The organism is Pseudoalteromonas sp. 1CM17D (assembly GCF_023161805.1).
GTDB classification, from domain to species: domain Bacteria; phylum Pseudomonadota; class Gammaproteobacteria; order Enterobacterales; family Alteromonadaceae; genus Pseudoalteromonas; species Pseudoalteromonas atlantica.
Map to the genome: position 1 here is coordinate 94,776 of NZ_JALNTP010000005.1, position 25,858 is coordinate 120,633.

The following is a 25,858-nucleotide window of genomic DNA, read 5'->3' on the forward strand; positions in this document are numbered from 1 at the left end:
TTAATTTAAAGTCTAGGTGCGTCAAAAATTGACGCACCTATTTGTTATGCTCCTTTAAAAGTTAAGGAGTGATTATGTTTCAATTAATTCAACAAAATGATGGTTTATCGATTGGTGTATTTGGTATTGGTGGGTGTGGCTGTAATACGCTTAACAGTATTTTTGAACAGCGCGAGTCTGATCAAGCGCACTTGTACAGTGTAAATACCGATAAAGTGGTACTTGAACATACACAGAGTGATGAAGCGGTACTGATAGGTGCAGAGCTCACTCATGGGTATGGTGCAGGGGCCGATCCCAAAGTTGGACAGCAAGCGGCAGAAGAGAGTAAAGAGCAGCTTTTAACGCTTATTAATGGCTGCGATATAATACTGTGTGCAACAGGGTTGGGTGGCGGTACTGGGACTGGCGCCAGCCCTTACATTGCAAAACTTGCTAGTGAGCATGGCAAACCCATTATATTTGTTGCTACATTGCCATTTAGCAGTGAAGGGCAGTTTAGGAGTAATATAGCGCAAGCAGGTTTAAATGAGCTTAAAGAGCATGCTAATGCTGTTATTACGCTCCCTAACGATCAACTTATTGAAGTGCTAGGTAATGATATTGGCTTATTTGACGCCTTTAAGCATAGCAACCAAATACTTCATTCATTGATAAAATCTCTCATCGATATGCTGTGTTTTCAGGGGCTTATTAATGTTGACTTAAACGATTTTGCTAAAATTATGGATTGCCAGGGTGATGCTGTACTGGGTGTTGGTAAGTGCAATGATGAAAGCGAGCTTACTACTGCACTTGATAGTGCACTCAATAACCCACTTGTTAATCAGGTTGATATGTCATCAAGTACAGGTGTGATAATACAAGTGAACTGTAAAGATGAAATTTCACTAGGTAGTTATAACCTCATTACCGATACAGTACGTCAGCAAGTAAGCTCAAATGCTTTAGTTATTTGTGGTGTTTCAAAAATAGAAAGCTTATCGACCAATTATGAGCTGCTAGTTATTGCTACGGGCGCGAGTTCTAAAATGGTTATTGATGACAATAAAAGTGAGTCAAGCTCTAAAGTAGTCGCTACTAAGCCAAAAGCATCTGATATTTTTGATATCCCCGCTTTTATAAGAAATCAGTCTGCACCGCCTAGTAAAAGCTCTTTATAGGGTTTGTAAGCAAAGAAAAAGTTATATAGCTATATGTAAACGCTACTCTAATATATGCATAGGGCGGCTCTTTTTAAGCTTTCGGGCTTGCTGGTTTATATTACTCCAGATAGTTGAATAAGCACTTACTGTACTTTTGACTTTGGCGATAAATTTATTTGAATAATCTAATTTAAAAAATGATTTTTTAACCGTTTTGTTTTTTAACTTAGTCTGTATTTTTACTTCTTTAAGTATTTCCTTCTCAAAAAGGGAAAAGTTTTTATAAAGTGCTTTAATATCAGTGTTATATATTTTATTCGAGTGGTCATAATGTTTACTCATCGGATCGTGCTCTGAAACAGAGTGATGAAGCATTTTTTTAGACTCAATTTCAGCAATTGTTGATGACCCAATTTTTTTAGTTAGCACTTCTTTCATGTGCGATTTTAAGAAGCTGCGAAGTAGTGTTGGAAATGCTCCGGCTGAGCCTTTTATATTTATGTTATCTCGCGGGGCCGCCACCATGTTTTTTGGCGCATGATATTTAAGAGCTCGGTTTAAACTCTCTTTACTGATGGGTTTTGAGTCGTCTTTAACCTTGCAAAATAAGTAGGTACGGTTTGTGTCTGGGTTTAATTTTAATTCTTGCTGTATTGCTTTTTTCATCTCGGGTGTGAGTTGTATTTTAAACTCTTTTTGGTTTTTCATAACACCGCGAGTGGTATGGGTTGTTTCAGGAAACGTTAAAAACTTAGGATTATCTAAATCATCTATATACGACAGACGCAAGTTACAAATATTTATGGGTCTTAGCCCAGTAAACATCATCAGTAGTACGGCATTTATTAATGTATTATTTTTAGATGTTTTTAGGTTTATGTATAGCTGAGAAATTAGAGATATATCAGTATAGGCCTTACAAGCAATAGGCTTCGAAGTTCTAGACGATATATAATTATTGTCTACTTCTAGGAATGGATTAGTGCCGTTATTATACTTATTTTTTGCGAATACCCACAGTTTTTTCATCTGCTCGAATTGCTTAGCCACATGCGGGCCACTTTTCTCTGTTAGTAGTTGGTCAAGCGTTGCTTCTATTATCTCAGGCGTAATAGTCTGAAATAACGTATTTTTACCAAAGGCATTTTGAATTGCATTAAGGTAAGAGGTGTATGTTTTTACTGTGGTGCTAGCTAACTTGCTAGGGCTATGTTTATTAATTGCCTGTAAGTTTTCTATTTGTTTACTCACTACAAATTCGAATGTGTAATTAGAGGTGTTCTTTTTGTATATTTCGGCCGCTTTTAATTTCGCTGCTGAAAAACTCATATCATTAGAATCACCAATCTTTGTGTTTTTTATGCCATGTTCTTTTTTAAAATGAGTAAAAAATTTAATAATGCCATCATGCTGGAAGACAATTCTTATTTGATCTTTAAGTTGATATTTTGAAAGTCTTTTTCCTTTTTCTTGCGCCAATATAATAGTCGCAAGACTGGCTAGCTCTTCCATTGACTCGTCATTGTACGGTGGCTTAAATGCATTAAATTCAGCCATGCAAAGGTCACGACTTTTAATCGTGACCTCACATGGTTTTACTGAATTTAATACTGATGTTGCCATTAATATAAAAACCTTAAAAAAGTTAAAATCCTCAAATAATTGATGAGGTATCGCTCTAATAAGGCAATGATATGAAATTAGTTTTTTTTACAAAAACTTTGGTAAGTCGAAATTAAACTTTTTTTAATTATTTTTTGCTTTGGCCTCTTGGGCATTTAAATATCTCTCAACGACAGCTCTTCCCTCTGCTGTTAATATTAAATCTTTTGTCGTCCTTCCAGTGTCTCCAAGTGGCTGGTTGATGAAATTTACATAGCTACCTTTGTAAACTAAATAAGCTTTAATTCTATCTCTCAGGGCTTTTTTTACGTTATTTTCTTTAAGATTTTTAGCTTGATTACTTTGCATGCCGGTAAGTCTCATTTTTTGGCTTTCAAGCTCCTTCGCTCTTTTCAAAATACTTACTTCATGAATTTTAAAAACATTAAATTTTAATTTTGTAGAGGTTCCAAATAACTCTTCAGACCTATCATAGTTAAGTCCATTCGGATCATCGTTTTTTCTAAGGTGATGAAGCGCTAGTCGGGTTAGTTCTTCTGCATGTCTAAAATGGTAGCCGTTATCAACCATAATCGCTTTTGTGTTGGATTTAAAAAAGCTTCGACACATTGTGCAAAAGGCTCCAGCAGATCCTTTCATTACAATATTTCTTTGATCACCTTTTACTGCATCAACGGGTGAATAATCTTTTATCACCTTATCTAACGATCTTTTTGCAAATGGCTTTCTAACGTCCCGTGGCTGAAGAAATATATGAGTAGGATTACAGTTCGGAAGCGCATTTTCCATCCACGCTCTTTGTTCCAAAATAATCGCACGCATAGCTTTGGTTAATGGCAACTTGTATTCTTTTTGGTTTTTCATTTCGCCACGCACACCAACAACGGATGCTGGAAAGGTAATTAACGTAGGGAAATCGATACTATTGAGCCACTCCCATTTCATCTGCGGAATGTTGATTGGGCGTATACCTGTTAAAATCATAAATCGAGCAGCGTTCTTTTGATGTATATTTGGCGCTGATGCCAGGTTAATCCATAATTCAGCTATCGAATCGAGATCAGTATATGCTTGGCAAGGTCTAGGGCTTTCTACTCGGTCAGATACATAAAAGTCATCAATGTCAGTTGCTGGATTTTTACCAGAGTTAAATTTGTTTTTGGCAAATTTCCATACCCTCCTAATTTGTGCAAAAAGTACAATTGCCTGAGTATTTGACTCTGCCACAATAATGCGATCAATAATCTTTTCTAATTCGCCCGCTGTAAGTGATTTAAATGATTGATTAAGCGGAAAATGTTGCCTGAGCTTTTTTAACATGCATTGGTATGTTTTAAGAGATGACGCTGCAAACTTTGTCGGCGCAGTGTTATGGCGCTCAATTAGGCTTTTCTCGTAAAAATTAAAAACTGTTTTGACAGTGTGGTTGTTTAAAACTCCCTCCTGCATTTGAGAAGTAAGCTTACATGCTTTTGTTATTGTTAATTCAGGCGTTTCACCTAACTTTGTATTTGCTATGTCAGAGGTTTTAGGAAAGTTAGAATAGTAAATGACATTACCAGATTTGGAAAAAATTAGACGAATGTGGTGTTGCGCGTCATATTTTGACAACCGCCTAGTGCGCTTTGTTTTAACGCCTTGTTTTAAATCACATTCCTCTTCATAAAGTATGATTTTTTTGGCCAGCGTAGCACACCGATTTATATTATACATAGAAAAAGGCGACTTTAGCTGTTTCCATTCTAGTTTAGCTTTTGTGTATTGGGCTTTTGTAAGCGTTGATAATGATTTTTTCATTTTGATAAAACCTAAAGAAATAAAAGCCTTACGGCGATTTCTATTGACTTAAATCAACAAAGCAACATAGAAAAATAGGCATAATGTGCGGTTGAGGCTCACATCTAAAAACAAAAAAGTGTGTTACGAATGTGTGCTACGATTTAATAAAAAATAGTGGTTTTTTATTAAACTAATACGGCTTTAAAAATAGCCTATAAATACTTTTTATTTTATTAACTAATTGTTTTAAATTAATTTTAATTGAAAGGGCTACAAAGTGGCTTTACTTATAAATGACAAGTGCATTAACTGCGATGTATGTGTAGATGAGTGCCCCAACAGCGCGATTTTTATGGGAGAAGAAATCTACCAAATAGACCCAGATAAGTGCACTGAATGTGTGGGGCATTACGATAAACCAACGTGTGTCATAGTGTGCCCTATTAATTGCATTAAAAGCGATCCTTTAAATAGGGAGTCACTTGAGCAGCTCGCACAAAAGTATGTAAACCTAGTTGAAAGTGAAGGCTGAGCACATATTAAGGAACATATGCTTACAAATTTAGCAAAAAATTAGCTTAAATTACTTATTAATTATCGCGTTATCATTAATACCTCCTATACTGGAAGTAACTTGATTTAGTGTTTTTTGGTAGGGAAATTAATGTTTTTTTCAAAAGGTAAGCAAAACGAAATAGCCGCTTTAAAAGCCCAGTTGTACCCTTTAGAGCAAGTGTGGGAAGGGCTTTACAAAGAAATGCTGGTACTTAATGTACTTTATGATGGGCGAATTTCGCATGCTAACGATAACTTTTTAAACGCATTAGGTTATAACGAAGATAATTTAACAAATAATCAGCTAGGCGATTTTATTGCTGATCAGTCGCGGCTATCACCTGAATACGCAGAACTTGAAAAAGCATTCCAAAAAGAAGGCCACTGGAGTGGGGCTATTGAATTTGTTCGCCAAGATGGCAATGCAGAGTGGCTAAGATTAATTGTGCACCCAGTGGTGGGTGAGCAAAATCAGTTATTGTATTTTTCGGTGTTTGGCACCGTACTTACTAAAACCATTACAACCTCTCGTGAACAAAGCGACACAATAAAAGCGATTTATCGCTCTATGGCTGTGATTGAGTTTGATTTACAGGGGCATGTATTAACGGCAAACGATCAGTTTTTGTCAGCCATGGGGTACAATGAATCAGAAATAATTGGCCAGCATCACCGGGTGTTTTGTGAAACCGAAGAAGCTAATTCGGCTGAATACCAACAGTTTTGGAGCAAGCTTAGGCAAGGCCAATTTATTGCCGACAGGTTTAAACGCATAGATAAATATGGCAATGTAATTTGGTTAGAAGCCACCTACAACCCTATATCAAATGATGCGGATCAGCTTTATAAAGTAATGAAATTTGCCACCGTAATTACTGAGCAAGTAAACCGTGAAATTGCTATTTCGCAAGCAGCCGAAATAGCCTATGGCACCTCTACAGAAACAGATAAAACCGCAGAGCGTGGCAGCTGCGTATTACAAGAAACCGTATCTGTTATGAACGAGCTGGCTGTAAATATGGAGCAAGCAGCTAACGAAATTTCGGCGCTGGATCAACAATCTCAACAAATAGCCAGCATAGTGCAAAGCATAAGTAGTATTGCCGAGCAAACCAACTTACTTGCACTCAATGCTGCAATAGAGGCTGCGCGTGCAGGAGAGCAAGGGCGCGGGTTTGCTGTGGTTGCTGATGAAGTAAGGCATTTAGCGTCAAGAACATCAAAAGCAACAGAAGAAATTGTGGAAGTGGTGCAGCGTAATCAGTCACAAACTCAAAGTACGGTAGCGGTTATTGAGCAAGGCAAAGAAAAAGCAGAGCAAGGTTTAGCGCTTTCTAAAGAGTCGGGTGAGGTTATGGCAGAAATTCAAGATGGAGCCCAAAAAGTGGTTAATGCGGTGGGCCAATTTACCAGCCAATTAAACTCTAATAACTGATTGAGTAAATGCGTTTAAACAACAAGCATAAAATAAAACCGCGAAAGCGGTTTTTTGCTTTAACAAGAATGCGTACCGGCACATATTAAGTAATTTGAACTGTGGGTAATAAACCTATCTCTGGCTAGAGAAAATAAATTTAACTATCACTGTAATTTAATTTGTTAGTAAGTCTCTTAACCGGAGTTTAGGTTAAGTAAAGCGGCGGGTAATATTTTTATTAAAAGGGGTTATTTCCACTTTAGCTAGATTAAATAGCTTAAAAACGGGCGCATAAACCCTAGTAAAGTTAAATAGTAAGGTGTGAGTTATTTTTTAACCACAGTTGAGACTAAATTAAGCCAGGCGTTAACAATACATTAAGTTTCGCCATGTAAACTTTGCAGCAATTTGCCATTACGTACTGCAATACGCTAATGGATCACTGATTTGCTTAGCCTAAGCAATTTAAATGGGATAGCTGTAAAAAATGATTAATTGCCTACGTCATTACCCTTTATCTAAAGTATACAAATCTTTATTTTGCGCATCACTTATTACCTCAAGCCCGTTTAGCTTAGCTGATGATGCTGCCTCACAAAACGCTAAAACACTGCTTAAAAAAAATATGGAAGTAATTGAGGTACGGGGTATACGTTCAAGCATGGCCGAGAACTTAGATGTTAAGCGTATGTCTGGCTCTGTGGTGGATGCAATTACTGCCGAAGATATTGGCAAATTTCCTGATAAAAATGTAGCGGATTCGTTGCAGCGAGTACCTGGCGTTGTTATTGAACGCGATGGCGGAGAAGGGGCATCGGTGAGTATTCGTGGTTTATCATCTGAGCTCACATTTACTCAGCTTAATGGCAATTTTATAGCCTCATCACCTGGGGAGCCTTCACGCTCGTTCGATTACACTTTACTGCCATCTGCCATGATAGAGAGCGTAGAAGTGTATAAATCGCCAGAAGCGCGTTTAGATGAAGGCGGCGTGGGCGGCACAGTATTAATGCATAGCCGCAAGCCTTTAAGCATGGAGGCAAACTCAGGTGTATTTAACGTTGAATCTACTTACGCCGATGTGACAAAAGAGTACGAGCCGCAATTTAGTGGCTTATATTCGTGGAAAAATGACGACGACACCTTTGGCGTATTGGTGGGTTATACCTATCAAGAGCGTACTAATCGCACTCTAACAGGCAGCACCGATGCAAATGTATGGCGTTACACGGGTGGCGGTCAACCGACTGATATTAATGGAAATACCGTTGATAACAATAACGGTTGGGATACGATAAGTGATGCCAGCGGTAATCGTTATGATGGCGTGTGGTTTCCGCAAGTTGTACGTGGCTCTGTGCTTAATGAAAAACGTGAGCGTGAAGGTATTCAATTTAGTACACAATGGCGCCCAACTAATCGTTTAGAACTAGGGGTTAACTACTTTGGCTTTACACTCGGACAAGACCGAACCGAATCAGTCATTGATATCCCCGAGTGGTCACTCAATCCTGACTTTTTAACCGCTGTAAACCTAGATGAAACAGGCACCATTGCAACGGGTATGCAATATAATGCCAGTGCTAGCGGTGTTGAAAACGATATGCAATTTCCGTGGATGCGTGGCAGTTATGTACGAGAAGAGTCTACCTCCGATACTATCGATTTTAATTTAACCTATGAAGGCGATAGCTTTAAAGCGCGGTTTGTTATTGGTAACACTCAATCTGAGGGCGGCCCTGAAGAAAGCTGGGAAGCCGCTTATAAAAGCTCAAACGCCGGTGAAAACGAAACCGTTATTCAAAACGCATCGCAAAGCGCAGCGTGGTCTTTAAATGAAAATAATGTATCGCTGAGTATTGATCCCAACACATTAGCTAACTTGCAAAGTGGCTTAGGCGGTGGGCGTGATGCGGGTTCGTCAAATTCAAGCTTTGTGCGTAGCGAACTCGAAGAGGATTATTATCAAGCCGACATCGACTTTTATGTTGATTGGGGATTTTTAAAAACGATTAGAACCGGGGCTAAATATCGCCAAGCTAACTTACACCGCGAGACCGGCAATACGTTTTTTTTAGATCCTAACTTTGATATTGCTGCAGGTGAAGCGAGTGAGCAAGGTATAACGCAATTTGATAGCTACCAATGGAATGGCGGTATGCCACTTGCCGAGGATGTGTTTATTAATCAAACCAATATAGTTGGCGGGTTTAATATAAACCAAATGCCCAGCATAGATTGGGATAAATACCGAGATTTAGTAACCGACAACTACACGCCTTATACCCGCATAGAAGATAACTTTGTATACGATATTGAAGAAAAAATATCAGCGTTTTACATTCAAGGCGATTTTGAATTTAGTGAAGTAAGAGGTAATTTAGGTGTGCGCGTAGTACAAACTAAAACCTTAACCTCTTCTACCGATTTATATACTTATCAACTTGATCACACCAATGATGAAACAGGCGAGCCGGTAACTGGCGATGCGCGTTTTGTAGAAGACTATCAGTTGGTTACACAAAAAAACACCGACACACAAATTCTACCAAGCTTTAACATAGCGTGGGATGCCACCGACGATTTAGTAATTAGAGGCGCTATTGCTAAAGTGATGGCGCGACCAGATTACAGCGATTTAGGCTCGCAGCAGCGTATTACGTTTGTATCAAATGAATGGGCAGAAGACAGAGCCGCATTCAACGAGCTTGCAGGCTTTAGTGGCAGTGGCGGTAATAAAAATTTAAAACCTTTTGAATCAGTGCAGGCCGACTTATCTATTGAATATTATTACGCCGAGGGCTCTGCATTGGGGTTAGCGCTGTTTCATAAAAAGGTTGATAACTTTGTTGTGCCGCTGGTAATCGATATGCAGCAAGATTTTGCAGGCAAAGAAAATATAGTAGAGAGCGGTTTCATTACCGTTGCGCCATACAGCACAGTGGGTAACGGCACCGATGCGGTATCAAAAGGGGCTGAAGTATTTATTCAACATGCATTTGCAGGTGGTTTTGGTTTTTATGCTAATTACACCTATAACAAAACCAATAAAGCCGATGTAAGTGTATATGGTGAAGAATTTGGCCAATCGCCATTAATTGGAAGCGCTAAATACCAATACAACACCTCTGCTTATTACGAAGGCGAGTACTTTACTCTTCGCGCGTCGTACAATAAACGCGGCGAAACAGTACTTGGCTTAAACAGCGGTTTAAATGTATACCAAGACCCTTACGAGCAAGTTGATGTAAATGCCGCCATTAATATATCTGATGGCTTAAGTTTAACAGCCTCTGTTATTAACTTAACTAAATCGGAAACTGTTACGCGTTTAGGTAATGATAGCGATGCGCGTTTATTAAGTTCAAGTTACTCAGGTAGGCGCTACTACGCGGGTATAAATTATAGTTTTTAAATAAAAGTCCACTATACGTTTTTAGCAGACTAACCTTGTTAATGAATAGCATGACCATTATGATGAAATTATTATAAAAGGATGAAGAAAATAAATTAATGAGTTACCAACCGTTGATAGATGATTCTGCTTCACTAATCGAATTTACGCGTGTGTATTTAGCGCTTTTTTATACGTTTGTGGCGGGGTTTTACACCGTTAGAATTATTTATAAAAACCGTTCAACGCCTGCGGGTGTTATTTTTCCTGGCGCTAAGTTTTGTACTAGCTGGTGGAATCATATGGCGTTTAAGTTTTTTAGAGCTGCTATATGGTTTGTGTGTGTGCTGCGTGTGTTTGTGCCTGCCACCGATAACTACTTAGGTATGTTTTATACCTTAAATGGGTGGCCGGGTGTTATGTTTGGCAATATTATGCTCACGGCGGGCTTTGTGCTCAGTATGGTTGTTCATTTTCATATGGCGTCACTTTGGCGCTCGGGTATAGACCCAAATGGGCCTCAAACGCTTAAAACTACCGGGTTATATAGTTTTTCGCGCAACCCTATGTATGTCGGTGTGGCAACTGCTCAGCTGGGGTTCTTTTTAGCATTACCAAGCTTATTTAGCTTAATTTGCCTTGCTGTGGGCTTATATGCGCTTTATAAACAAATAGCCGTTGAAGAAGCGCATTTAGTCACGCGTTTTAATAATGACTACCTAAAATATAAGCAAACCGTACCGCGCTGGTTGTAGGTTATTCAACGGTTGCTTTTATTTGCAGATGGCTATTTATAAAATCTTGCTTTGAAAGCGGTTTAGAATATAAGTAGCCTTGAATGTAATCACAGCCCAACGCGATTAATTGTGCTTGTTGGTTTGGTGTTTCTACCCCTTCGGCGACCACTTCTACCCCTAAGTTATGCGCCATAGTAATTATGGCTTTAATTAGCGCTATACTGCTGCTATTGGCTTCAATATTTTGTATAAACGATTGATCTATTTTAAGTATATCAATGTCTAACTGCTGCAAGTACGCAAGCGATGAGTACCCAACACCAAAATCATCAATGGCAATGTCTATATCAAGCGCATTAAGGCGTTTTAAATGATGCTGAATCGCGTTATCTGGGTCCATTAAGCTGTTTTCAGTTATCTCAATTAATATAGTATGAGGTGGCAAATTATAAAGTTTGCACGCCTCTACCCATTGGGTAACCCAAACACCGTCGCGATCAATTTCTAAAGGCGAGGTATTTACACTAATTTGCACCGGTGTATAGCTTAGTTTATTAAACTGCACCGCATCGCGAACAGCTTGCGATTTAACCCATTCACCTAGCTCTTTTATCAAGCCATTTTGCTCTGCTATATCGATAAATTCAACAGGGCCAATAATACCTCGCTCTGGGTGGTTCCAACGGATCAGCGCTTCTGCTTTTTTTAGCGTACGTGAATGGGGGTCCCATATTGGCTGATAGTAAAGTTCAAATTGGTTGTTATTTAAGCCAATGCGTATTTCTTCTATAAGGCGGCGCTTTTCAATCGCCAGTTCTTCCATTTCGTATGAGAAAAACTCAAACCTGTTTCGCCCCTTACTTTTTGACAAATACATCGCTTGGTCGGCTCGTTTAACTAAGGTTTCGACCGATATGCCGTCATGCGGAAAAAACGCCACGCCTATACTCGCGGTTACCTGCACATGTTCGTTTTTTATGGTTATTGTTCGGGTCAGGCTTTTCATTACATCGTGTGCAATGTGCGAAACCGCTGTTGTATCGCTTATTCCTTTTAGTATTAGGGTAAACTCATCACCGCCTAAGCGCGCCACTATGTCTTGCTGTTTTAAGCATCGGCGAAGTCGCTTAGCCACTTCGTGAAGTAATAAATCACCAAAGTCGTGGCCTAAGCTATCGTTTACTTCTTTAAAGCCATCTAAATCAATAAATACCAAAGAAAATGGTTGTTCAGGTGTGCTTACAAGCTGTTGCAGGTGCTCATAAAAATAACGGCGGTTAGGTAGGTCGGTTAAGCCATCTTGATAGGCATATTGATGCAGCTGAACATTCGCATTTTCGAGCTCTTTTGTTCTGCGTTTTACTTGGTTTTCTAGCAGGTTATCGCGCTGTTCTATAGTTTGTAGCATGGCATTAAAACAGCTAGTTAGCTTACCCACTTCATCTTTTGAAAGCTCTTTTGCACGTAAGCTATAGTCGTTAGATGAGGTAATTTGCTCTGCTGTTTGTGCTAAATATAAAATGGGGTTTAAAAAACGCTTTCTGAGCATTAGCGATACAAGCAAACTTAAAATAAAGCTAAAAATCATTAATACAATAATAAACCGGCCATAAAAAGCGGCTCTGTCGTTTAAGTCACTGTCGTCGGCGCGCACAATCAGCGTACCGTAGCGTTGAGCGTCAATTGTTAATGGTGTTTTTACTTCTATTGTATGCGGGGCTGAGCTTTCTTGGCTGTATTTAGGCGAGGTTACGCTTGCAATTTGTTGGCTCAAATTGTTTATCACTTCTACCGATACAATGTCGGAGCGCATTAACAGCGGCTCAATCAGCTCTTTTATTGCGGCGGTGTCGTAAAATATTAAAGCAGTACTAATATTGGGGGCTAATATTTGCGAGAGTGATTTTAGGCTTTGTGTTTGTTCTTGTTTTGCGGTTTTTAGCTCATACGCGCTAAAAACAGCAGTAACGGTAGCCGTAGAAATAAGCGCAACGCTCATTAAAATAAACAGCAGCTTTTTACTCATTGAGTTGAGTGAGAAGTAGTTTTTCATTATTTACCCCTCAACTACACGTGCTAGGCGCAGCACTTTTGAGCTCATAGTAATGCCTGCTTTTTTAAGCTTGCTTGGGGCAACTTCAAAGCGCACCTTACTACTTGAAAGAAAAAATCGAATATGTCCTTGTGCGGCTATAAAGCCATCGGTTTCGCCAACTATCATTGTATTTTTTAAATTAAGCGCGGGGTGGGCATCTAACCACATGTTATAGGTATTATCGGTAATAAATACTATATCACAGCCCTCAAGTGCAGTTGCCTCGAGGGGAGTTAGTTTATTTCGTAAGTGGCGTTTATGTACTTTTCTGTTTTCTAGGGCGGCATTTGCTATTGCTATAAATTGGCTGTCGGGGCTACAAATTAAAAAGTCGGAGCCGTTTTCGGGTGCAGATTGCCATTGCCCTAAGCGGGCAAAGTTATATAAAAAGCCTGCTTTAAGCACATATTCTTTTTGCACCGCAAACGCGCTTGAGCTTGTACAAAGCGCAAGGCAAAAAAATAGGTAAAGCAATCGATTTAAAGGCTTAAGCATTGGCTCTCTTAAAATGTTGCACTAACAGAAAACGTAACACACTCGTCTATGTAATTAGGAACCGTAAATGTTTCGCGAGTATTGGCGTATTCTATGTGTGAGCCTGCAAATAAATTTTTGCCTGATACTGCTGTGGCCCAGTTATTGTTTATTTTCCAGTTCCATGTAAGGTCTACAGCGGTGTAGTTATCTGTATTGTAAGTGCTTGAGTTTTCGGCTCTTAGCGTGGCAAAAATAGAATGCTGCTCACTTAATTGGTAATTCAGTTTAGTAAATAATTGTCTGTTTACTGAGTCGTAGCCAATAGTAGGGCGCGTTGCATTAGGTAAGTCGTAATCTATTTTTGTATAGCTGTAGCCAACTTCGCTGCTTAAGTCGTCCATTAGTTGCATCGAGAACAATAAATCACCGCCGGTTGTGGTGGTTTCACCTACCGAAACAAAGTCGTAATCTAAGCTTGTTGTTTGAAGCGCCGCAAATGCTTGTGACACTTCCCCGGCTAAATAAAAGTTTAATGCAGGTATAAATTGTTCTACATGAGGGTTTAAACTAATTACGGCAACATCATCCGCTTGCGTATTAAATGCAGAAACATCTAAAGACCACTCCGCCTTTGATATACGGTAGCCTAGCTCGTACGAGATATAATTTTCGGCTTTTACGTTATCGTTACCATTTAAAAATGTAGCTATATGGTATTGATCTATTTCAGCAATACCCGACTGCATGCCAATAACATCTGAGATTTTTTGGCCATTTACTCTAAAGTTATCGTTAAATTCAATTAATGTAGGAATACGCACACTACGTGAAATTGAACCCCATGCTAGGTGCTCGCTATTTGGCTGATAGGTAAAGCGGGCAAGGGGTTGGTTTTCCCAACCGGTTAAATCGTTATGCTCTATTTTTGTGCCTACAATGAGGTTTAACGTATCTGGAATAACACTGTATTGCGCTTGCAGCATGGCACCGTATTGATGAAGGTCTTCTAGGTCTTTATCGCTATTAATAAAAATGCTGTCTTGAAAAGAAATATCATTAAATCGATAATTAAGCCCCCAATCTACCTGGAGTGATCCGGTAATAAAGTTCATTTGATAATCAACGTCAATCGATTCAAAATCTTCATTTATATAGGGTTGTTCACCATGTTGTTTAAGCCATGACATTTGCAGCATTTGGTTTGCATTATCTGAAAGGCGATGCTCAACACGGGTCATTAATCGCGTATCGCGCCTATCTGCAATAGTTGGAAACTGCTGACTGCGGTTAGACGCATCTACTACCCCAGTAAGGTTTTGGCCGTGCTCTGTGTGGGTATGATCCCCTTGCAGGAGGATTGACCACTCATCGCTTGGCGTAAAATCAGCTCTAAAGCCGCCAGCGTGCTGTTTAGTAAAGTCATTAGGTTTAATGCGGCTGCCTTTTTTAGAAGGTGCGGTATTTTTAGTATTATAGTAGCCCCTGTAACTACCAATATCAGAAATATCACCACCATGGCGAAGGCTTATGTCGGCATTTATTTGATTACCTGTAATTGCTTTAGCGTAAGTGTTGCGTGTATCTAAGCTATTTTTAGTAATGATATTGATCACGCCGTTATTTGCGTTATTACCCCATAACAACCCGCCCTGACCACGAATAACCTCAATACGTTCAATATCGTATAAAGGCACATGCAACGACTCCCAATACACAGCCGCAAATTTGGGGGTGTATAGGCTTTGCCCATCTATCATTACTAATAATTTGCTGGAATACCGTGAAGCAACACCGCGTGCAGAAATAGCCCATTGATTGTTATCAAGTTGTCTTACGGTAAGGCCTGGCACCATTTTTAATGCCTCAGGAATAGAGGTAGCGCCCGAACTTGTAATTTGCTCTTTGCTTAGCACATAAATAGAAGAGGCGGTGTTAAAGGCCGACTGTGCTCGTTTCATTGCAGAAGTTGCTTGAACATCCATTCCCATTAACGCGTCAAGGTCTAAGTCATCGTCGTTTAATGGTTCTGCAGCAAGTATTGGTGAGGCAATAATAAGTGAGCACAATAGCTTTTTAGGTATTTTCACCTAGGTTTCTCCACAGGGATCAAAAATCAAAAACAGGATATATTTTTGTAAAACATTTGTTACCACAAAATATTAGCATACTTTATATTGCTAAAAGTACACTTTATTAAGCTAACTAGCATAAATTACTAAGTAGTAAGGGTGTTTTAAAATTTAACGCTAAATTATTAAAGTTTTGTAGTTTTTAAATAAAATTAATAAATAAAGCCTCAAAATCAAGTAATAAGGCGTGTAAATTAGGCGCTGCTTGTAAATTCGCTTATCTCATTTAGCTCGCTGGCTATATCATTAATTATTAGATGGTTTGTAAAACGCAGCACACCTAAACACACGCATTAATAAGGTAAATTACTTATAGTTAGCTGGTTCATACAGGCAAAATAATTTACCCTAAGTGTATTAGTCACTTTTATATTATTTGTTTTTATGAGCCTTCTTTTTTCTATTGCGCTAGCAAGCCTTCCTGCTTTACCCGAACCCGTTGCAAACAATGCCGTAGCTAAGGTTACTGTTGAAAACCAACGCTATTTTTTGAGTTTTATGGGGCTTGGTAAAAACAAACAACACACAGATGTACACAATAAGGTATTTTCACTAAAACTAGGCGACAGCGCTTGGCAGCAACAAGCGAGTGTGCCTTCAAGTTTGCCATTAAAGGGGCGCTTAGCTAGTACTGCTGTTGGCCTAGGTGAATACGCTTATATTTTTGGTGGCTACACGGTAGATAGCGATCATACTGAAATTTCAAGCCCCGATGTGTACCGTTTCGATATAAAAAACAATACGTATAAACACCTTGCGAGCATGCCAGTACCAGTTGATGACAGCGTAGCGCTAAGCTACAAAGAGCGTTACATATACCTTATTAGCGGTTGGCATAACGATGGCAACGTAAATTTAGTACAAGTGTACGATACTAAAAACAATACATGGCAGCAGGCGTCGCCTTTTTTAGGTGAGCCAGTATTTGGCCAAGCGGCTGCTATTAGTGGTAATACTATTGTTATTTGCGATGGCGTTAAAACCCAAGCAAATCCAGATTCTCGCCGCTCGTTTGCAGGTGTTGCGCAGTGTTTAAAAGGCACAATAAATGCCAACAATCCACTAAAAATAGACTGGCGTACTTTGCCCCACCCTACGGGGGAGTCGCATTACCGTATGGCTGCTACTAGCTACAATAACAATATTTACATGCTGGGCGGCTCTAACAACCCCTATAACTATGATGGTATTGGCTACAATAAAAAGCCCGCTCCGGCAAGCAACCATGTGTGGCGTTTTGATATAAAGCAAAACACGTGGCAGGTATTACCGCCTTTAGCCGAAGGCAGCATGGATCACCGCGGGCTACTTGAGCACAATGGGGCTTTATATCGTATTGGCGGCATGAACAACCAACAACAAGTAATAAACGATGTATTAGGGTACGAGGTAACACAGTGAATACACTTTATATTACCGGTGCAGGGGTAAGCGCAGCCAGTGGCATACCTACATTTAGAGGCGAAGATGGCTTTTGGACGATAGGTAGTAAAAATTATACGCCTATGGAAATGGCCACGCGTGATATGTATCAAAACAATCCGCGCGAGTTTTTAGCTTGGTATTACAACCGTTTTGCAGCCTATCGTAACCATGGCCCGAATGAAGTGCACCATTGGCTGAGCGATAAAAATTTAATAACCCAAAATATAGATGGTCTTGATGGCAAAGCCGGTAACAAAAATTACATTGCTATACACGGCAGGCTCGATCAAATGACGTTATTTCATGAGCAAGGCGAAGCCGTTAAACCGCTTATGACTCCGTGGGATAGTGTAGATGAAAGCCGCCTGCATGAGTCTCTTTTTGAGCTATTTAACATTCAAAACCAAACACCTGAGCGTAATCATTCGTTTAAGCCTTTTGTGTTGTTGTTCGATGAATTTTATACCGAGCTTTACAGAATAACCGAAGCACAACAGCGTATGCTCAACGCCGATAAAATTGTATTTATGGGCACCTCGTTTAGTGTAAATATTACCCAAATGGCATTAGAAGTAGCCCGTAATTACGACATACCAGTAGAAGTGGTAGACCCTAACCCTGTTCACATAATGCACAGCAATGTAACGTACAAAAAAATGAATGCATTAGAATACATCCAATCTAATTAGAAAGTGCTATATTTTGAAGGGATTGCTAATGTTTTCTTAAATATTACAATCTCTTTATATAATATTAACGAGTCAATAATGTTATTATTATCCTTATTATAACAATACTAAAGAGACTTGAATGAGCGACCTAACTGCAATAGCAAACTTGTCCATTTTACTTGTAGAGCCTTCAGAAGTTCAGCAAAAAATAATAATAAAATCGCTTGCAGAAAGTGGTGTTAAACAAGTAGAAACTGCGGCTACTCAAGCGCAGGTTTTATCGTTACTTGAAAGTTACCACCCAGACCTAGTAATAAGCTCGATGTACTTATCAGACGGCACAGCCGACTCATTATTGCAAAAAATAAGACTTAACCCCGCCACTGAACATCAACCTTTTATGCTTATATCGAGCGAGCGTAATAAAAAGTACCTTGAGCAACTACGCCAATCCGGTGTGTTGGCTATTTTACCTAAGCCTTTTAGCGCAAAAGCCATTACTCGCGCACTCAAAGCAACTCTCGATATAATAAGCGAAGAAGAAGTAGAGCTTGATCATTTTGATGTAACGCTACTTCGTGTACTTGTAGTAGACGACAGCCGCTTTGCTCGTAAACACATAATACGCGTACTTGCTGGCATGGGGATCCCCGAACCCGTAGAAGCCGAAAACGGAAAAGAAGCGATAGCGCACCTTAGTGAGCAATCGTTCGATTTAATCGTTACCGATTACAACATGCCAGAAATGGATGGACGCGAGCTAACCGAAACAGTACGTGGCTCAAATGCTTACTCGCATATTCCTATTTTAATGGTGAGCTCAGAGGCAAACGACACTCACCTAGCTAATATTGCGCAAGCAGGAGTTGATGCCATTTGCGATAAACCGTTTGAACCGGCCACAGTGCGAGAATTACTTTATAAAATAATGTCTTAGTCTTTTAAAAAACGGCTAACAACAGCGGTAGTTAAATACATAACTACCGCTGTTTTGGCTTATTGGCTTGGCACGTTATATAACTGAAACGCTACAAAACATAAAATAACCGCAATACAGCTATCAAATACGCGCCATCTAAACGGGGAGCTTAAAACCTTTTTTAATTTTGGCGCAAACAACACTAAGCTACTAAACCAAATAACAGAGGCCACACAAGCACCAATAGCAAAGTGCATAGGCGCGGGTTGTAATGCGCCAATGCTGCCAAGCAGCAATACGGTGTCTAAATAAACATGTGGATTTAGTAAGCTTATAGCAAAGGCCGCAAGGGCCGTTTTCCACCAGCTCACTTTTATTACCTGAGTTACTTTTAACCCCGATGTGCCTTTAATTGCGCTGCGCGCAGAGCCAAATGCTAAGTAAAGTAACATAGCTATACCGCCCCAGGTTAACCACGGTAATAACCCCGGCAGCCATAGCTTTAACTCATTAGCGGCAAATACACCTACAATAATTAATGTGGCGTCGCAAAGTATACAAACCGCGGCTAAAACAAAACGGTTAGCGCCCGCCATACATTGGCTTAAAATCCAAATATTTTGCGCCCCAATGGCAATAATTAAACTTAGCCCTAACATCACACCCGACAAAAACGACATACTTCAAATCCACTCAAATAAAACCTGTTATCCAATGCCTTGCAGGGTAGGGGGTATTCTGTTACAAATCCAATGAATATATTTATTGTTATATGCGTAAAACTCATGATTGATTACCAGTTACTCAATGCGCTTAGTGCCGTTATAAGTGAAGGCGGATTTGAAAAGGCCTCAAAAAAATTATTTATTACCCAATCGGCGGTGAGCAGGCGTATTCATCAGCTTGAGGCCAAACTAGGCGAGCCCGTATTAATAAGAACCCAGCCGCCAACGCCCACGGCACTTGGTAAACGTTTACTTAACCATTTACAGCAAGTATTGCAGCTAGAAGTGGCCCTTAATGTAGAGGCACTTAACGAGCACACAGATTTAAACACCCCGCTTAGCGTAAAGCTTGCTGCTAATGCGGATTCACTTGCCACCTGGCTGCCCGAAGCACTCGCCGTATTAGATACAGAGCTTGCGTGCAAATTACGCTTTGAAGTCATTAGTGAAGATCAATCCATTGCCCATAAAAGAATGAAAGACGGCGAGGTTATGGTGTGTATTAGCTCATCCCCCGAGCCCGTTAATGGCGGACTAGTTAGCCCGCTTGGCGCCATACGCTACAAAGCCATTGCAAGCCCCGATTTTATAAAACAACATAAGCTTACTGAGCTTTCGCAATTAGCGCATTTACCGTGCTTGGTATTTAGTGAGTATGACAAGCTACAACACCAATTTTTAGAAGATATTAATGGCTCAGCCCCACTGTTTACCCATATTTACCCTTCGTCAGAGGGGTTTAAACAAGCCATGATAGCAGGCCTAGGCTATGGGCTATTACCTACATTACAGCTAGGAGACTCGCTGGTAAAAGGGGAGTTAGTCGATTTATTCCCAGAATATTATATTGATACACCTTTGTACTGGCACTATTGGCAAACCGAAAGCCCGCAGCTTAAAACGTTGCGTAAGTTTGCATTGCAAGTAGCAGGCAAACGGTTAGAGCCTATTAGCCCATAAAGGCTAAGCCTGCGTTTATAACTGCCCTAATCTGTAAATAAGCAGTGCTGTTTTAGCGGTGTTTTTATTAAGTGAGGTTAAATCGGCGGTTTCGTTTTTAGTGTGTGCGCCACTGCCCATTAGGCCTAGGCCATCAAGCGCCATATCAACATGGTTTGCAGCAAACGAAATATCAGCCGCGCCGGCATTACGTGGGTTTGCAGCCTCCACTTTGTTATAGCCTAAGTCTTGGCTTGCTTGGCTATACAGTGCAAGCAGCTTTTTATTACCCTTGGTGAGCCCCATTGGTGGGTAGCCGTCTTCAAAAATAAGCTCAGCTTGGCTGCCATTTAAGCTTTTAGCCACTATTTGCTGCATCACTTTTTTAGCGCCCTCTACCTGCTTTGGCGAAAGCGCCCGTAAATCACCCGCTACATGCACGGTTTGCGCAATTACGTTACTTTTACCAAACGCCGTGGCTGACGAGTTAGCACTGTTGTACTGTGCATCAGTACCGCCCACAATAAGCCCCGGGTTAAAGGTTAAATTGGGTTGTGTAGCTAGTTGCTCTCTAAAGTCATTTAAAATACGCGACGCCTCGTAAATAGCGCCATAGCCCACACTGTCACTAAATATTTGCGATGAATGTGCAGCATTGGCCGTTACATTTAACGTCCAGCCGGTATAACCACGGCGCGCCGCCATCGCGGTTTTAATATTGTTATCGCCGTTCTCAAAACCTAGCGCTACGTCAGCCCAAATTGCGCCATCAACAATGGCTTGTTTAGATAAGCTCAGTGGGCGACCGCTGCTTTCTTCATCGCCGGTAAGCAGTACTTTTACGCTTACGTTTTCAAGTAAATTAAGCGCTTGCAGGCTTTTAAGTGCGGTAATTATAATAGTGTTCCCGCCTTTCATATCGGCTACACCTGGGCCGCTGGCGGTGTGTTCATCAATTTGTTTATAGGTAGTAAAGTTATCGTGTTTGGCAAACACGGTATCAAGATGGCCGATCATCAGTATTTTTAATGCATCGGGATCATTACTCTCATGGGTTGCTAATACATGCCCTGCGCGGTTAAACGCGCTGCCATCTAGCCACTCAACCTCAAAACCTATGGTTTTTAATTGCTCGCTTGCAAGCGCGCCCACCTTTTTTACGCCTTCAATATTAAGCGAGCCGCTATTAATGTTTACCGCTTGTTCTATTTCTTTAAGCGCTTGCGGCATGTTTTGCTCAACTTGTTTTACTATTTCACGCTCGTTTTTATTAAGCGCCGCATGGCTTGTAAGCGACAGGGTACTTGCAAGGATAAATATAAGTGCTTGGCTAAATTTTAAAAGTGACATAACAGCATAATAATTGAAAAGTAGTTCAGCTAATATGAAGTAAAAATACAAAGGGTTCAATAGAAGTAGAGTGTGATTTTTAACTAATTTTATAAGCAATAACGAGTTACAAGGTTAAGGGTTATAGGGTGTATGCGTTATTGATTTAAACACAGGTGTTTAAAATAAAATCTCTTAACTAATAAGCAGCCTGTATAGCTAAACAACAGTTAGTCTGATATTACTGAACTCCACCATTTTGGGGTTCTGCTGCATTTAAGAATGGTAAGGTGAAGCTAACTATTTGTTTACAGGTGTTTATATTATAGCTAGGATGAAATCAGTATAAAATAGGGACACTTGGCAGTTTATAAACGGCAAATGTCGTAGACTAGATTATTAAATAACAAAAGGAATTTTCAACATTGCAGAGAATAAACAAAATTCGATTAACTCTAGCTTTCTCAGCCGTTTGTTGCCTTGCCATCTTTCCTGCAAGTTTGATTAATAACTGGTTTTTTTCTTCTTTCCTTCTTTAATGCTTGGTTTTGTTTTCCTTTTTTCATTATGCTTGAAAGTAAGATCGAGCCAATTACCAAAGGGATTTTTATTATTTTATTTGGCATTGGCTGCAAAGGGTTCATTGTATATCTGGGAACTTACTCAAATGAATTAGAGGTTAGGTTCAATATTATTACCGACCTAATAATTTTTGCCTGTGCCCGTTATTGAAAAGTTATATTTTATATTCGGAGAATAATGTGAAATTAGTACAATGGACACTATTTATTGATATGTTGGGATATAGGGATATCAATGGGGCTATTAATTCTGAAGCTAAGGCCAAAGAATTCATTGCGTTCATGGAAGAAAACAAAGCTGGATTAAACTTCACAAATCGGACAGAAGTCAAAAAACAATATAAGAAAGATAAAGCGTTTAACTTATATGAGTATTATGACGTCAAACATACTTTTGTATCAGACTCTCTGATTATAACTTTTAGTCCCAAAGAAGTTCGGACCTTAAAAGAAATCAAAATAAAATATATGCATTCTGCTAATGCTCTTTTCATTATTTTGATGAGATTGCAAGCAATTATCTTTAATTGCTTTTCGCAAAAAGGGCTTTTTCTTCGCGGAGGTATCTCGACTAAATACTGCTATATAAAAGATGAATTTGCTGTAGGTGAGGGACTGATAAGTGCTTATAAAGCCGAAAGTTCTTTAGCAATTTACCCCCGAATAGCTTTCAGCCCAGAGGTCTTAAAGGACAAGCAGTTAAAAGACAGCGTAACTGACTTATCGAAAATTATGTACGGCGGAAATAATATAATTAAGCTAGATAGCGATGGGGTGCATTACCTTGACTACTTGGGGTACAATTTATCTACAGTTGATATGAATATCCCAATGGTAGCTGAACTAGTTGCGAAAAATCCACATCAATATTTATTATCGGTACAGCATACAAAGTTATTTTTTGAAAAACATGCTAAGGCTGTTAAAGACAAACTGACTGAGTTGGAAGCAAGGAAGACAGGTCTAAATGATAAAAAACTTGAGAGATTGCAAAAAGTCATAGACAAATTTTTATGGTTAAAGAGCTATCACAACTCTTCCTTATCAAGTCATCAAAATTACTCTGAGTATGTGATTAAATAAAATATAACAATCATAATAAGTAGGTAGCTAGACAGTGGGCTAAAGCTCGTCCTTTGCAACTTTAGCCAACAATTATGCGCCGCTTAGTAAGGCTATATTCGACCACGGAGCTTTATGAATCGTTCAGTAGAAATAACGGATAATACATTTTTTTCTATTTTCTCAGATGCAGTTTTACTTTATGATCTTGCATCTTCGGAGAGTAATAAAAACACACAAAACACATTGGCAAAATCTAGTATTTTATCTGTTAACTATGCTCTCGAGGCAGCTGCTAATTCTTTTCTTACATCGGTCGAAGTAACCTCAAAAATCAAAGATAAAATTGATAAATTTTCGACCTTAGACAAACTCGATTTTGTTCTTCAATGGCATAAAGATAAATCATTGCCGCGTGGGGAAAAAGAGACTCAGATTGTTAAGAAGCTAATTGATCAGCGTAATTCATTGATACATCCGAAAGTGAAAACAGTAAAACAGGAGGTGTCTACTGTTGTTGGTAATGAGGCTATTGCTTATTACCATAAAGCTCTGCAGGATGACTCACATGAAAAGTGCAAAATAACTAAGATGTCACTTAGTTCAGAGCATTACTCCGCAGAAGATTCCCTCATTGCTTTAAAATCATTAGTTAATTTTTTGAATAAATATGTTGAGAGTTGGTGGGGTATAGACGTACAAAGCTCTGCCATATTATTAATGAGGTCTTGGAATGGTTCAGTGCAAGCTAATTCGCTTATGTATCAAAAACATGAGTTAGAAATAGTTCTAAAACATAATGATAATTTAGGTGTGAGATTTGTTGGTTTATACGGCATACTTGAACAATTCGCATAAAAAGCCTTTAAAAGTAACAAAAGCAGTTGGCAGTTATCGCTCCGCTTAAAATTGTAATAAGCTGAATATCTTCCCTAAGCTCCTTCTTCTACCTAGTTGGTATTTAAATTTAACAACCGTCAGGTTTAACGCCATTGGCATTAAACCTGAAAGCTCAAATTCAACCAATCATCGTTAATTAGTCGGCATTAAATAAATTTCGCGTACGTTGTTGCGCTGGTTTGCTTCAATGGCAAACAGTACGGCGTCGGCTACATCTTGCGGGTCGAGTTTGTCGGGCTTTGCTTCATCAAAAAATGGGGTGTTCACCTTGCCAGGGGCTATGGTAGTACAGCGGCCATTGCACTCGCTCATTTCTTCAGCTAAGTTTTGGCCAAACCCGTAAGCAAACCATTTAGTTGCGCCATAAATAGAGCCTTTTATTGGCTTACGGCCAGCGGCTGAGCTGGTTAATATAAAGTGGCCTTTGTTTTAGCCCACATGTCTGTGCGCTTTATTTAGAAATTTGCTACCACGACAAAGTAATGCACAGTATCCTGTACATGTAATAATTTTCAAGCTAAACTTGTCTTATATAATGTACAAGTGAGGTGCAAAATGAGAATAGTGTCTTTTACCGAAGCCCGAAATAGTCTAAAAGCCGTTTTGGATAATGTAATTAATGATGCAGATACGACAGTAATCACTCGTCGTGACACTGAAGATGCGGTTGTAATGTCATTAGATTACTACAACAGCCTTATGGAAACTGTTCATTTACTTCGCTCTCCAGCGAACGCTGAGCATTTAAACCGTTCAATTGCGCAGTATAAAGCGGGCAAAACGACTCCACGAGAACTTATTGATGAGTAACAGGTTATTATCATGGACTGATGAAGCTTGGAATAGTTACGTCTACTGGCAGACTCAAGATAAGAAAACCTTGAAACGTATAAATAAGCTAATTGTCGATGTTAAGCGTTCTCCATTTGATGGGATTGGAAAACCGGAACCCCTCAAAGAAAATCTTTCAGGCTTCTGGTCTCGTAGAATAGATGATACAAATCGTTTGGTATATGCCGTGGATGATACAGCAATTACAGTTATCTCGTGCCGTTACCATTACTAAATAAACAAGATAAATAAACAAGACATCCATCTTAAATTATTCATACTATCCAGCCAGTATTTATTAAAAAAACCGTCAGGTTTAACGCCATTGGCATTAAACCTGACAGCTCAAATTTAACCAATCAGCGTTAATTAGTCGGCATTAAATATATCTCGCGCACGTTGTTGCGCTGGTTTGCTTCAATGGCAAACAGTACGGCGTCGGCTACATCTTGCGGGTCGAGCTTATCGGGCTTTGCTTCATCAAAAAATGGAGTATTTACCATGCCTGGGGCTATGGTGGTACAGCGGCCGTTCCACTCGCTCATTTCCTCAGCTAAGTTTTGCCCAAACCCGTAAGCAAACCATTTAGTTGCACCGTAAATAGAGCCTTTTATTGGCTTACGGCCAGCGGCTGAGCTGGTTAATATAAAGTGGCCTTTGTTTTGGCGTAAATGAGGCAGGGTTGCTTTTGCCGTCCACAGCAGGGCTTTAATGTTTATGTCTATCATGGTTGACCATTCATCGGGGTCGCCTTTTTCGGTGCCTGCGGTTGAAACGCCCATACCCGCGTTGGCGAATGCGGCATCTAGTCGGCCAAATTTTTTAAGCCCTTTTGTTACTACGTTTTCAAGTTCGGTAAAGTCGGTGGCATCTGCGGGTACACTCAGTGCGTTATCTTCACCTAACGACTCAACTAGTTCAGCTAATTTATCTTCACTTCTGGCGGTAAGAATGACTTTATGGCCGTTATTAACCAATGTTTTTGCACTCGCTTCACCTATGCCACTAGAGGCACCTGTAATTAGAACTACTTTTTCTTTCGCCATGATTATTTCTCCTATGTTTACATATTCAAAATGATAAGAACGGTTTAACTAATACGTGCTATTGACTGTACCAGTTCTG

Annotated in this window: 21 protein-coding genes and 1 pseudogene; 13 read left to right on the top strand and 9 right to left on the bottom strand. The window is 39.6% G+C overall.

Annotated features, from left to right (window positions below):
• Window positions 1-74: 74 nt before the first annotated feature.
• On the top strand, window positions 75-1,163 hold the full coding sequence (locus MSC25_RS10715; RefSeq protein ID WP_248443379.1) for a cell division protein FtsZ: 1,089 nt from the start codon (window positions 75-77) through the stop codon (window positions 1,161-1,163).
• Window positions 1,164-1,205: 42 nt separating this feature from the next.
• On the opposite strand, the gene MSC25_RS10720 is transcribed toward MSC25_RS10715, so the two are convergent.
• Together MSC25_RS10720 and MSC25_RS10725 are read right to left on the bottom strand one after the other, a co-directional pair.
• Complete coding sequence (locus MSC25_RS10720; protein WP_248443380.1) at window positions 1,206-2,768, bottom strand: tyrosine-type recombinase/integrase; 1,563 nt, start codon at window positions 2,766-2,768, stop codon at window positions 1,206-1,208.
• A 123-nt stretch (window positions 2,769-2,891) separates the two neighbouring features.
• Entirely contained in the window at window positions 2,892-4,565 is a 1,674-nt protein-coding gene (locus MSC25_RS10725; RefSeq protein WP_248443381.1) for a hypothetical protein, read from the bottom strand.
• Window positions 4,566-4,824: 259 nt separating this feature from the next.
• On the opposite strand from MSC25_RS10725, the gene MSC25_RS10730 reads away from it, so the two are divergent.
• The 4 genes from MSC25_RS10730 (at window position 4,825) to MSC25_RS10745 (ending at window position 10,668) form a co-directional block, all read left to right on the top strand.
• Entirely contained in the window at window positions 4,825-5,079 is a 255-nt protein-coding gene (locus MSC25_RS10730; protein WP_248443382.1) for a YfhL family 4Fe-4S dicluster ferredoxin, read from the top strand.
• 132 nt (window positions 5,080-5,211) lie between these two features.
• Entirely contained in the window at window positions 5,212-6,537 is a 1,326-nt protein-coding gene (locus MSC25_RS10735; protein WP_004586999.1) for a PAS domain-containing methyl-accepting chemotaxis protein, read from the top strand.
• A gap of 469 nt (window positions 6,538-7,006) precedes the next feature.
• Window positions 7,007-9,934: a TonB-dependent receptor gene (locus tag MSC25_RS10740; protein WP_248443384.1), complete on the top strand. Its 2,928-nt coding sequence runs from the start codon at window positions 7,007-7,009 to the stop codon at window positions 9,932-9,934.
• A 98-nt stretch (window positions 9,935-10,032) separates the two neighbouring features.
• Window positions 10,033-10,668, top strand: a complete 636-nt coding sequence (locus MSC25_RS10745) for an isoprenylcysteine carboxylmethyltransferase family protein (protein WP_121638275.1) — start codon at window positions 10,033-10,035, stop codon at window positions 10,666-10,668.
• 1 nt (window position 10,669) lies between these two features.
• Here MSC25_RS10745 and MSC25_RS10750 read toward each other — a convergent pair whose 3' ends face one another.
• The 3 genes from MSC25_RS10750 to MSC25_RS10760 are packed head-to-tail and all read right to left on the bottom strand — an operon-like array spanning window position 10,670 to window position 15,309.
• Window positions 10,670-12,703 (bottom strand): EAL domain-containing protein, encoded by a 2,034-nt coding sequence (locus tag MSC25_RS10750; protein ID WP_248443385.1) that lies wholly within the window; start codon window positions 12,701-12,703, stop codon window positions 10,670-10,672.
• A gap of 3 nt (window positions 12,704-12,706) precedes the next feature.
• Complete coding sequence (locus tag MSC25_RS10755) at window positions 12,707-13,240, bottom strand: YfiR family protein (RefSeq protein WP_095206797.1); 534 nt, start codon at window positions 13,238-13,240, stop codon at window positions 12,707-12,709.
• A gap of 8 nt (window positions 13,241-13,248) precedes the next feature.
• A complete protein-coding gene (locus MSC25_RS10760; protein WP_248443386.1) occupies window positions 13,249-15,309 on the bottom strand; it encodes a TonB-dependent receptor in 2,061 nt (686 codons plus the stop codon).
• A gap of 426 nt (window positions 15,310-15,735) precedes the next feature.
• Here MSC25_RS10760 and MSC25_RS10765 point away from each other — a divergent pair, with 426 nt between their 5' ends.
• The 3 genes from MSC25_RS10765 to MSC25_RS10775 all read left to right on the top strand — a co-directional run bounded on the left by MSC25_RS10765 (window position 15,736) and on the right by MSC25_RS10775 (window position 18,384).
• A complete protein-coding gene (locus tag MSC25_RS10765; RefSeq protein ID WP_248443387.1) occupies window positions 15,736-16,752 on the top strand; it encodes a kelch repeat-containing protein in 1,017 nt (338 codons plus the stop codon).
• Window positions 16,749-17,465, top strand: a complete 717-nt coding sequence (locus MSC25_RS10770) for a Sir2 family NAD-dependent protein deacetylase (RefSeq protein ID WP_248443388.1) — start codon at window positions 16,749-16,751, stop codon at window positions 17,463-17,465. Before MSC25_RS10765 ends, MSC25_RS10770 begins: the two co-directional genes overlap by 4 nt.
• A gap of 121 nt (window positions 17,466-17,586) precedes the next feature.
• Window positions 17,587-18,384: a response regulator gene (locus MSC25_RS10775; RefSeq protein ID WP_121638280.1), complete on the top strand. Its 798-nt coding sequence runs from the start codon at window positions 17,587-17,589 to the stop codon at window positions 18,382-18,384.
• Window positions 18,385-18,443: 59 nt separating this feature from the next.
• Here the strand turns inward: MSC25_RS10775 and MSC25_RS10780 are convergent, their stop codons facing one another.
• Entirely contained in the window at window positions 18,444-19,046 is a 603-nt protein-coding gene (locus MSC25_RS10780) for a LysE family transporter (RefSeq protein WP_024032917.1), read from the bottom strand.
• 105 nt (window positions 19,047-19,151) lie between these two features.
• Between MSC25_RS10780 and MSC25_RS10785 the strand changes: the two genes are divergently transcribed.
• A complete protein-coding gene (locus MSC25_RS10785) occupies window positions 19,152-20,051 on the top strand; it encodes a LysR family transcriptional regulator ArgP (RefSeq protein ID WP_054981659.1) in 900 nt (299 codons plus the stop codon).
• A gap of 15 nt (window positions 20,052-20,066) precedes the next feature.
• On the opposite strand, the gene MSC25_RS10790 is transcribed toward MSC25_RS10785, so the two are convergent.
• The gene (locus tag MSC25_RS10790) at window positions 20,067-21,380 is read right to left on the bottom strand and encodes a M20/M25/M40 family metallo-hydrolase (protein ID WP_248443389.1); all 1,314 of its coding nucleotides are present in this window, start codon (window positions 21,378-21,380) and stop codon (window positions 20,067-20,069) included.
• A 740-nt stretch (window positions 21,381-22,120) separates the two neighbouring features.
• Here MSC25_RS10790 and MSC25_RS10795 point away from each other — a divergent pair.
• Both MSC25_RS10795 and MSC25_RS10800 read left to right on the top strand, forming a co-directional pair.
• Window positions 22,121-23,023 carry a hypothetical protein gene (locus tag MSC25_RS10795; protein WP_248443390.1) on the top strand — a complete coding sequence of 301 codons (903 nt, stop codon included), beginning with the start codon at window positions 22,121-22,123 and terminating at the stop codon, window positions 23,021-23,023.
• Between the two features lie 114 nt (window positions 23,024-23,137).
• Window positions 23,138-23,860: a hypothetical protein gene (locus tag MSC25_RS10800; protein ID WP_248443391.1), complete on the top strand. Its 723-nt coding sequence runs from the start codon at window positions 23,138-23,140 to the stop codon at window positions 23,858-23,860.
• 174 nt (window positions 23,861-24,034) lie between these two features.
• On the opposite strand, the pseudogene MSC25_RS10805 reads toward MSC25_RS10800, so the two are convergent.
• A pseudogene (locus MSC25_RS10805) lies at window positions 24,035-24,325 on the bottom strand (SDR family NAD(P)-dependent oxidoreductase); the annotation flags it as partial.
• A gap of 132 nt (window positions 24,326-24,457) precedes the next feature.
• Here MSC25_RS10805 and MSC25_RS10810 point away from each other — a divergent pair.
• Both MSC25_RS10810 and MSC25_RS10815 read left to right on the top strand, forming a co-directional pair.
• The gene (locus MSC25_RS10810) at window positions 24,458-24,712 is read left to right on the top strand and encodes a type II toxin-antitoxin system prevent-host-death family antitoxin (RefSeq protein ID WP_004587013.1); all 255 of its coding nucleotides are present in this window, start codon (window positions 24,458-24,460) and stop codon (window positions 24,710-24,712) included.
• Window positions 24,705-24,968 (top strand): Txe/YoeB family addiction module toxin, encoded by a 264-nt coding sequence (locus MSC25_RS10815; protein WP_004587014.1) that lies wholly within the window; start codon window positions 24,705-24,707, stop codon window positions 24,966-24,968. The genes MSC25_RS10810 and MSC25_RS10815 overlap by 8 nt, the downstream gene beginning before the upstream one ends.
• A gap of 130 nt (window positions 24,969-25,098) precedes the next feature.
• Here the strand turns inward: MSC25_RS10815 and MSC25_RS10820 are convergent, their stop codons facing one another.
• Window positions 25,099-25,779 carry an SDR family oxidoreductase gene (locus tag MSC25_RS10820; protein WP_004587015.1) on the bottom strand — a complete coding sequence of 227 codons (681 nt, stop codon included), beginning with the start codon at window positions 25,777-25,779 and terminating at the stop codon, window positions 25,099-25,101.
• Window positions 25,780-25,858: the final 79 nt, after the last annotated feature.